Source organism: Blautia sp. OM07-19, assembly GCF_003481595.1.
Lineage (GTDB): Bacteria > Bacillota > Clostridia > Lachnospirales > Lachnospiraceae > Blautia_A > Blautia_A intestinihominis.
The window spans coordinates 324,182-333,809 of sequence record NZ_QULA01000001.1; the positions used below are offsets into that span (position 1 = coordinate 324,182).

Here is a 9,628-nt window from a genome sequence, read left to right on the forward strand (position 1 = left end):
TGTTATGCCATTTTTTAGAACACAGGAGGAATTTGAATGGCGAGAAGTATGATAACAGGAAAAGAAACGCAGAAAATGCAGGAATATACGCAGGAACGGATTGCTCAGGCAGAGCGTAGAGATATAGAATTTTCAACAGATGTAAAAGAACAGATTTTTGAATATGCGAATCTGATCGGCGAGGAAGAGAAAGTTAGGAATTTGGTAAGAAATCTGGCAGATGCAGTGAGTCAGGCAGATCAAGAAGGTGTAGAGGATTTGCTGGATGACGCAAGAATGGATATTCAAGAACTGCTGGATCCAACCATAGGTAAGCTGGAATTACGTGACTATGGATATACAGCAGAAGATATGGTGCCACTTAGAAAAGAAGCAGCCTTGGATTATCACAGAATGGGTTCTAAGATTTATTGCCTTGGAAGTGATGGCAGTAAAGGTGAATATGCGAGTAAAGAAATGATACAGGCACACGACGGTTTGTTTGGAATGGAATTGCAGATGTGGGAACGGATAAAGGATAACAACCTAGATTATGCAGAAGAAAATTTAGGAGCATTTCAGGAGCCTATGAGTGTCATTGAGCAGGAAGAAGCACTGAAATTATACGATGCAGGAGCAGATATCTATCTGATCACTAATTTTTCATCACCGATGTATGTCACAGAACGTATGGAAATTGAACGAGGACCAGAGCATTATCAGATGTCTATGACAGAACTGGAGCGTTTCCGTAACCTGGAATGGGAAATGCAGAAATATCCACAGATTCAGTCATTGAAAGAAGCAAACCTGTTGTTAGGAACAAGAAGGGTATTTGGTATTTATCAGATCCGGGATGATTCACCGGGCGAAAACTATGCTTTTATGAATATGAGTTTTATTGAAAGTCATGGTATGAAGATAAAAAAAGAAGATTACAAGCTGGTCTATGTTGGTGAATTATCAGGAAATATGTCACTGGATGATATTTTTGAAAGGTTCAACATTGATAGACCGGAAGATTTCCGTGGGCATTCCCTGTCTGTCAGTGATATCGTAGTTCTGAATGACGGGGAAAAAGTAACTGCTCATTTTGTAGACAGTATCAGTTTTGAACAGCTAGATTCTTTCCTGAATCTGGAAGAACAGGTCCTTAGTGAACTGGCATATGAGGTAGGAGAACGTTACTTTGCTATTCAGAGAACAGAAGAAGGATATGATTATTCCTTTTACGATGAAGATTTCCGCTTGATGGATGGTGGCGTTTATGAGAATGATGAAATTTCTATTGAAGAAGCGGCGGAGGAACTTTTGGAAGACGAAGGCTGGACTGGAGAACGCATCCGTGGAGATTATGATCGGTTGATGGAGAAAGTAGAAGAAATGGATGAAGTTGTAATGGCAGAGATTCAGAAAAGCCAGGGCGAATATAAGCCATTGGCAAAGGTGGAGGAACTGGAAGAGGCCAATTATAACATGATTGATAATGTACTCAATAATATGCCGCCTAAGAAAGAAGCTTATCTGGAATATTATGCTGCAGAATGTGATGAAATTCATGATATGGGAGCTTATGAGAAAAGCACAGATGTGAAAGAAATCGCAGCAATCTATGAGAAGTACAGAGAAGATCCGGAAAACGCTTATAAAGGCAGTGGAATGGGGATTATTTATCGTGATCCGGAGGATAGCTTGTTTGATGAAACAGAACTGTTAATTGTAATGGGAACAACGATACACGGCGACTTCTTGGATAATGTGCGGTTTTTAAAAGATCAGCCGGTGGTGCGTGAAGGTTTGGAGAAGATTCATAAAGCATTGCCTGATTATAAATATATCCCGATTCAGGATGTGCGTGAGGCAATGTATCCGAAAAAAATGACAACAGAAGAACTGGCAGCAGCATTGGATGAGATTGCGGAAGACTTCGATCCGTATGACTATCGGGACCATGTAGAGCCAGGGCAGGATACCATACAGGAAGTCATGCTGGATCTGCAAAGTGGAAATGTTGGTTCTTATATTTCCTTTCTGAAGGATGTGATTGAAGAAGACTGTGAGCAGTCCGTGTGGGCAGGTGTTTTGCTGGAACGGCTGAAATCCTACGAACCAGATATATCCAAAGAAACAGAGCCGATGGTGTATGTGAATTACTGTGAAAAGCGAGAGCTGATGGAACCACGCTGTCAGAAGCTCTCAGATCTGGATTCCCGTACTGCACAGAAGGATAAGGAATGGTACGCAGACCGTAATCCGAGGACGGATGAGCCGATGGTAACAGCCCAGATGTTTTTTACTATATATTATGCGGAAAAAGGCGATAAAATGATGCAACATTTCAAAGGGAAAATAGATATTGGAACAGGAAATGGCGGTATTTTAAGTCAGCTGAAACTCCAAAATGAACTGAAACTTACGGATGAAAGCTGGATTGGTTATCTGAAAAACAAGGGAAATGAAGAGTTTCAGAAGTGTATGGAAGATCTGACCGATATGCAGAACCATGTGCTGCCATATTTGCAGAGCTTTTGCAGTCTGGAAGAAAAAAGTGTGCAGGAAAAGCAGGAACGGCAGGTTGCAGAAAAGCAGGACAGCAGAGTAGAAGCGTCAAGAGCAGCGAATGTGACAAAAGGGGATAATGACAAAGCTGTGAAAAAGGTAGTTTCGAGTATGCAAACAGAAAAGAATAAAGCAACTACGAAGGCAAAGAAGCCATCTATTCATGAACGACTGGAAATCAATAAGAGAAAAATCCAAGAAAAGCAGGGAAAAGATGAGCTGGAGAGAGGAGCTGATCGGGATGTAAGAACGGTATAAATTTATAGAAAGGCACTTGGCTCCGTTTTGGACATAGCAAAAGTGCTGACAGTGACGAACGAAGATGTGCTGCCTGCTTATTTGCAGAGAGTATCTGATTTTGAAGACTGCCTACTTGCAACTTGTACGAAGGAGAATCAGTGTGATGCGATTGTGACAAGGAATAAAAAGGATTTTCTTTCCTTTTGGATTACACTGCTTTCTCCGGAAGAACTGCTGAATATTTATTCGTAAAAATATGTTTTTACAATCGGCAGCAGAAGGAAAGTTGAATGATAACTCCGATCCAGCATACTGCAAAATATAAAAATTTTATAACAAAGTGGAAAACCCTGCGTAGGATCAGAAATGTTCTCACAGGGTTTCATGTATCTAATAAAATATAGAAATTTAGCGGATTTCTGCTAGAATAAGAAAAACTGTTAAAAAAATATCGTGCATAGATCAAAAAGACTATATATGGGCGACCTTTTAAAGCCGATTTATATAAAATAGAAGAAAAAAAGGTGGTCGATACCGTGGATATAAAAACAGCGGTCATATATCGGTTAAACGATCTGATTAAGCAGAAAGATATCACAGTGAATGAAGCGGCGGTGCGCTCAGGCGTCCCGCCTTCAACACTGAAAAATATTTTGTATGGACAAAGCAGGAATGCTGGCGTAGTTACAATTAAAAAGATATGCGATGGATTGGATATTACAATACAGGAATTTTTTGAAGATCCCATCTTTGCAGATTTGGAACCGGAGTTATAGGAACAGGCAAATAATCTTAGGATTCAGATTCTGCAAGATGGTTTTTTTATGGGAAAGGGTTAGAAGAAACTAACACTGGAGGATGAATATGTGTAAAATAGCAATTTGCGACGATGATAAAGAATACAGGGAGAAAATAAAGACGGTCATAGAAACGGAAGGGATTCTGTCTTCGAATGAGATACGGTTTTATGAATATGAATCAGGAAAAGAATTATTGGAAGATGCGGATATTTTGCATGATCTGATTTTTATGGATATGCGTATGCCTGGATTGGATGGAAATAAAACAGTACTGAAGCTGAGGGAATATAATGAAGCAGCGATATTGGTGTTCTGCTCCGGCTGTTTTGAACCGACTCCTGACAGCATTAATGTTGGACAACCGTTCCGGTACATCATGAAGGATCTGCATGACAGAAGTCTGAAAAAGGAAATACCTATGATTTTATTAAAAGTGAAATTGTGCTGTGGAGATTCTTCCGTGACAGTTACATCGGCGGGAAGGATAATGCGCATCCATACGGAAGACATTTTATATATCTGTCTGGCGAAAAGGGGCTGTACGATATACATTGCCAGACAGGGAAAGATAGAAGAGATGCATTGCAAGGAATCTTTAAGTGATCTGTATGAGTGTCTGGCCGGAAGGGGATTTGAGTATGCACACAACAGCTATATTGTGAATTTGGCAAAAGTGGAAGGATTGGAAAAGAACGTTGCGTTGCTGCCGTTTGGAATCCAGTTGAATGTTTCGAGGTCGAGAAAAGGACAGTTTGCCGACGCACTGATAACATTTCTTGAGGAAAGGAACGGCATGGTATGATAATAAGAGATTATTTGATTTGTCTTCTTCAGATGTATCTGTTGGAGGACTTGGAAAAGAACATACTCCCATACAGAAGAGAAAGATTCTGGGAAAAATTTCTCGTATATTGTATCGCAGCACTGGCAATGTTCGGAACCAACCGCCTGGAATCCTCAATACTTAATATGGTAATGATTCCGGTAATCTATATGATTGCGTCTATGGTTGTGTTCCGGGGAAATATATGGAAGAAGCTGGTTACGGTATGCTGCTATTATGTGCTGGCAATTATTCCCGAATTTCTCTTTGCGGCACTTACGAATGCATATGGCGTGACTGGTGCGTCCGAGGGCTTCAGGACTGAAACAGAAAAGACATTAGCACTCCTGCTGATGAGTACCATGACATTTCTGTTTATTAAATGCATTAATCAGGTAACAAGGAAAAGGGATTATCTGACGATTGAGAATAAAACTTTTACTGTGCTGCTCATGCTGCCAACCGCTACGATCATTATATTAGGATGTGTGTTTTATTCAAATATTTCTTTTGAAGGAATGAACAGGGTTATGGTTCCGGTAGGAGCTTCGCTTCTGTTAATGACGAATATCTTCATTTTCACAGTATTTGACAGGTTTGTAGAAAAATCAGAAGAAGTGAAGAAGATGGACCGGCTATACCAGAAAAGCAGGGCGGAGATTGCCAATCTGCAGTATATGAATAAGGTTAATGAGGATAACAGAGCATTCTTACACGATATAAATAAATTTATCTGTACAGTAGCCGGCTTGATAGAAGAAGGAGAGAATCAAGAGGTTAAGGACATCATGGAACATTTAGGCGTCCGGATTCAGAATCTTCAAAAAAGTGTATATTGTGAGCATCCGATCTTGAACAGCATCCTATGTGAAAGAAAATTTCTTGCAGAATCTAAGGATATATCCTATAGGATTACTCTGGGTAATGATCTCAGACTGGATTTTCTGGAAGAGTTGGATTTGATCTCGATCGTAGGGAATCTTTTGGATAACGCACTGGAAGCGGCAGAAAAGACAGAAGATGGCAGATATGTGGAATGCAGGATGTATATGGGAAATGCGGGGCATTTCCTTGTCATGGAATTTTGCAATGGGTATGTCGTCCCTCTGTTAAAGGACAAGGACAGGTACATAAGCACCAAAAGAGACGCGGACAGTCACGGGATCGGACTGCACACGGTTGGAAAACTGGTTAAAAAGTATGCGGGAATTATGCGAGTGGAGGCAGGAGAACGGGAGTTCTCTGTTAAGCTGATCTTTACAATCAAATAAGGACGTGCAAAAATCGCCCAAAAAGTTACCGTTTTTGCCACGGTAATTGAAAAGAGGGCGATTTTTGTGTAAACTTTCGGAAAAAAGGAGGCTTTGTAACTATGAAAAAAATAATCAGAAAAAACCTGGGAATCAAACTGCTTGGAGCTGTAAACTGTCTTGCACTCTGCTTGACGGCGTATACGGCAAATCTGGCGTGCAACTGGCTGTACTATCAGGAAGATGAGCCGGAAGAAGTTAAGAAAATGAGGAAATTCTAGTGTGGAAAAAAATGGCTGGTCGGCTTTTTGAACTACAAAGCAGGAATGGGATTCTTGAAGAGAAAGACCGCAGGCTGTATGAATATGCTTACGGCGTACTGCTGGGCAGGGTGGTAATATACCTTATCATCGTCATACTTGGCATCATAACGGGGAATTGGATGGAGATGATAGTCTTTTTATTGCCCTTTACTGTTTTAAGGCAGTATGCCGGAGGGATTCATTTGGAAAAGGCAGGGGGCTGCATGGCTGTTTCCGGTATCCTTGTCCTTCTATGCAGTCTGTATCTGGCGTCTGCTCCGGCTGTAATATGGCAAATGCGGATCATATGGTTTGTCGCGGTTGGCGTTATATTTATCATGGCGCCGGTAGATGCCAGCAGCAAGAAGTTGGATGCGAAAGAGAAAAAAGTTTATGGGATGCGCGCGAGGGTAATTTTAGTTATTGAATGCGCGATAGCAGGTGTTTTTTCTGTGATTGGATATTCCCTGATCGTAAACGGGATTATGGTAGCGCATATTGTTTTGGTGTCCGGTTTGATATTGGGATGGATCAAAAATTTTTTTGACAAAGAGTTAGATGTAACTAATTACAGGTAGAAATAAGAAGTGATTGAGAAAAACATATTACAAAATGATGGTAAACAGAGAGAAAAAGAATATTATGCCAGAGGAATATAAAAGTGAATATGAAATTGATAAAAAATACGGAAAATATTAGTAAAGAGAAAATAACCTTGTTTTGTCTGCCATTTGCGGGAGGCGGTGCTTCTGCTTATAACCAGTGGGCGAAAAAGATGCAGGGGAAAGTAACGGTATGTCCAGTTCAGCTTCCGGGAAGGGAAGAACAGATCATGGAGAAACCGTATATAGATATGTCGGTTATGTTAGATGACCTGGAAGAGGCTGTAAGAAAGGTTGTGTACGGACCGTATGCCTTATGGGGACACAGTATGGGTGGGAAGATCTCTTATGAGCTGGAAAAACGGTTGGAGGCAGCGGGATATACTGCAAAATGTCTGTTTATTTCCGGCAGCCGGGTTCCTAGTATTCCGGAGCCAAATCCAATCTATCATCTTCCGGATGAAGCGTTTAAGAGGGAACTGGGAAGATTTGAAGGGACGCCAAAAGAGATACTAGAGAATCAGGAATTGTTGGATTTCTTTCTGCCTATGCTGCGGGCGGATTTTACCATGGATGAAACGTATTATGATAAAGCGGGAGTAGTGCTGCATACACCTATCTCTGCATTTGGCGGAGAAAAGGACGACGAAGCGGATGAGAGTGCGATCTTGGAATGGGGAAAGTATACGGACAATGATTTTAACTACCGGATATTTCCGGGAGGACATTTTTATCTGAGGGATTGTGAAGACGAAGTAATAAGTGAGGTCATGAGACTGCTTTAGAGAATGAAAAATGGAGATTAAACGATACGGAGAAAAGGAATTTCTGTCAGCAGACAAACTTTATATCCGTGAAAATGAGATACATATATGGTGTATCCGCTGGCCTGAAATGACAGATTTCTGGAAGAACCATGAATATATCCTGAGTGGGCAGGAATTGGAGCAAGCCGGAAGATTCCGTTTTCCTGAAGACAGGATGCGTTATATAGCCGGGAAGGTTGTCGTGCGGATCCTCTTAAAAAGATACTTAGATATGGAAACAATTGATTTTTCCGTCGATGAACTGGGTAAGCCTTATCATAAAAAGATTGCGGGAAAGCGGACAGTGGATTTTAACATTTCGCACTCGGGTGAATTCATACTGGCGGTATTCGCTGTCGGAATGGATATCGGAGTAGATGTGCAGGAGATGGCAGAGTGCCCGGACTATAGGGAGATAGCGGAAAATTTTTATACTGCAGAAGAAGCGGAAGATGTAAAAAATGAAGGACCGGATCTGTTTTTCCAGTACTGGGCGGCGAAAGAGGCATATGTAAAGGCGCTTGGAATTGGATTAGGAAGAGGAATGGATTTCTTCTCTGTCAGAAACGAGAAAATTGCAGAAAAAGATAAGAAAGATCAGGACTGGTTTCTGTATCCGGTCAGGATCAAAGGATATGCTGCGTATGTGGCGGCGCATGAGAAAGGAGACAGATAAAATGGGTTATAAGAAAGATATGAGCAAATATGAGAATCTGGAAGGCTGGGAGAGATGTGGATTTGGAGAACAGCTTGATAGGTGGGCGGAAAAATATGGAGAAAGAATTGCGGTCACGGACAGTGAAGACGAGATCAGTTATATGGAATTAAAGCAAAAAGCAGATTGTCTTGCGGCAGCTTTTCTGCGTAAAGGGATTTTAAAGGGAGACAAAGTGCTTGTGCAGCTTCCGAACAGGATTTCTTTTGTGATCGTGTTTTTTGCGCTTTCCAAGATTGGGGCGGTGCCAATCATGATGCTGCCGGCCCACAGGGAGGCGGAACTGGAAGGAATTATTGAACTGGCAAAGCCGGCCGCTTATATTGTGGTGGAGAAATATCTGGGATTTTCATATGTGCCGATGGCAAATGCGATGAAAGAGAAATATTCATGTATCCGGCATATATTTGTAGATAGCGAATCCGGGGATATCAGTGGAATGATTGCGGAAACGTATGGAGAAAATGGAGCATTTCCGGCTGTGGATGGGTATGAAACGGCGGTGCTTTTGCTGTCCGGCGGGACGACAGGGGTTCCGAAACTGATTCCGCGCACCCATACGGATTATATGTATAATGCCCGCATGTCCGCGAAGAGATGCCGTCTGGATAGCAGTGACGTTTATCTGGCGTCTCTTCCGGTAGCTCATAATTTCCCGTTATGCTGCCCGGGGCTTTTAGGCACGCTGGACGTGGGAGGAAAAGTTGTGCTTGCGTCTGCGACCAGCCCGGATGATATCCTTGACGCAATTACAGAGGAAGGTGTCACGATAACGGCATTGGTTCCTGCTATGGTTACTGTGTGCATGGAAATGCTGGAATGGGATGAAGATTATGATATATCCAGCCTGCGGATTTTGCAGGTGGGCGGCGCAATGCTGGAAGATTCCCTTGCGGATAAGATCATTGAAGAATGGCCGTGTAAACTGATGCAGGTATTTGGTACGGCGGAGGGGCTACTGTCCTTTACTAGCCCGGAGGATGAAGGTTCCCTGATCGCAAGATGCCAGGGAACTCCGGTGTCTCCTGCGGATGAAGTGAAGATTGTGGATGAAGAAGATAAGGCCGTACCGGAAGGAGTTTTTGGGGAATTATTATCCAGAGGCCCGTATACGATTGATGGTTATTATATGGCGGAGGAAGCGAATAAAAAGAGCTTTACGTCGGACGGATTTTACCGGACGGGCGATAAAGCTATGTGGACGAAAGACGGAAGGTTACGTTTGGGCGGGAGGATCAAAGAGCAGATTAACCGCGCCGGAGAAAAGATCATGCCTTCAGAGATTGAAGCTTATCTTTGCAGGCATTCGAAAATCAAAGAGGCAGCCGTTGTCGGCGTTACGGATGAAACCCTTGGAAACCGGATATGTGCATTCCTTGTGACCGATGATGAAGCCGGGATCGATTTGCAGGAAATACACAGGTTCCTGCGGGAAATAGGCGTTGCGGCGTATAAAATGCCGGATCAGATAGAACGGGTAGAGACATGGCCGCTGACCAGCGTAGGAAAAATAGATAAGAAAGCATTAGAACGTATGGCGCAGGAAAAATAG

General features: G+C 42.3%; 10 protein-coding genes. All 10 read left to right on the plus strand.

Translation table 11 applies throughout. The features are described from left to right. The first annotated feature begins 36 nt into the window (after positions 1-36). Positions 37-2,796, plus strand: coding sequence for a YodL domain-containing protein (locus DXC01_RS01350; protein ID WP_055057313.1), 2,760 nt, complete (start codon positions 37-39; stop codon positions 2,794-2,796). Between the two features lie 27 nt (positions 2,797-2,823). Beyond that, positions 2,824-3,030: a PIN domain-containing protein gene (locus tag DXC01_RS21405; RefSeq protein WP_024728263.1), complete on the plus strand. Its 207-nt coding sequence runs from the start codon at positions 2,824-2,826 to the stop codon at positions 3,028-3,030. Between the two features lie 284 nt (positions 3,031-3,314). Beyond that, on the plus strand, positions 3,315-3,554 hold the full coding sequence (locus DXC01_RS01360) for a helix-turn-helix domain-containing protein (RefSeq protein ID WP_008688092.1): 240 nt from the start codon (positions 3,315-3,317) through the stop codon (positions 3,552-3,554). Between the two features lie 88 nt (positions 3,555-3,642). Continuing rightward, positions 3,643-4,380 carry a LytR/AlgR family response regulator transcription factor gene (locus tag DXC01_RS01365; protein WP_118698056.1) on the plus strand — a complete coding sequence of 246 codons (738 nt, stop codon included), beginning with the start codon at positions 3,643-3,645 and terminating at the stop codon, positions 4,378-4,380. Positions 4,381-4,430: 50 nt separating this feature from the next. After that, complete coding sequence (locus DXC01_RS01370; RefSeq protein ID WP_243111525.1) at positions 4,431-5,672, plus strand: sensor histidine kinase; 1,242 nt, start codon at positions 4,431-4,433, stop codon at positions 5,670-5,672. Between the two features lie 101 nt (positions 5,673-5,773). Continuing rightward, positions 5,774-5,932 carry a cyclic lactone autoinducer peptide gene (locus DXC01_RS01375; RefSeq protein WP_005344225.1) on the plus strand — a complete coding sequence of 53 codons (159 nt, stop codon included), beginning with the start codon at positions 5,774-5,776 and terminating at the stop codon, positions 5,930-5,932. Continuing rightward, on the plus strand, positions 5,932-6,531 hold the full coding sequence (locus tag DXC01_RS01380; protein ID WP_118698057.1) for an accessory gene regulator ArgB-like protein: 600 nt from the start codon (positions 5,932-5,934) through the stop codon (positions 6,529-6,531). Before DXC01_RS01375 ends, DXC01_RS01380 begins: the two co-directional genes overlap by 1 nt. A gap of 89 nt (positions 6,532-6,620) precedes the next feature. Then, complete coding sequence (locus DXC01_RS01385) at positions 6,621-7,340, plus strand: thioesterase II family protein (RefSeq protein ID WP_179961961.1); 720 nt, start codon at positions 6,621-6,623, stop codon at positions 7,338-7,340. A gap of 10 nt (positions 7,341-7,350) precedes the next feature. After that, a complete protein-coding gene (locus DXC01_RS01390) occupies positions 7,351-8,037 on the plus strand; it encodes a 4'-phosphopantetheinyl transferase family protein (protein WP_118698058.1) in 687 nt (228 codons plus the stop codon). Between the two features lies 1 nt (position 8,038). Then, a complete protein-coding gene (locus DXC01_RS01395; RefSeq protein ID WP_117576640.1) occupies positions 8,039-9,628 on the plus strand; it encodes a (2,3-dihydroxybenzoyl)adenylate synthase in 1,590 nt (529 codons plus the stop codon).

Bases quoted from the DNA above. Each gene is read 5' to 3' on its own strand.
- DXC01_RS01350 (WP_055057313.1), top strand. From the start codon at position 37: ATGGCGAGAAGTATGATAACAGGAAAAGAAACGCAGAAAATGCAGGAA.
- DXC01_RS01365 (WP_118698056.1), top strand. From the start codon at position 3,643: ATGTGTAAAATAGCAATTTGCGACGATGATAAAGAATACAGGGAGAAA.
- DXC01_RS01375 (WP_005344225.1), top strand. From the start codon at position 5,774: ATGAAAAAAATAATCAGAAAAAACCTGGGAATCAAACTGCTTGGAGCT.
- DXC01_RS01385 (WP_179961961.1), top strand. From the start codon at position 6,621: ATGAAATTGATAAAAAATACGGAAAATATTAGTAAAGAGAAAATAACC.
- DXC01_RS01390 (WP_118698058.1), top strand. From the start codon at position 7,351: ATGGAGATTAAACGATACGGAGAAAAGGAATTTCTGTCAGCAGACAAA.
- DXC01_RS01395 (WP_117576640.1), top strand. From the start codon at position 8,039: ATGGGTTATAAGAAAGATATGAGCAAATATGAGAATCTGGAAGGCTGG.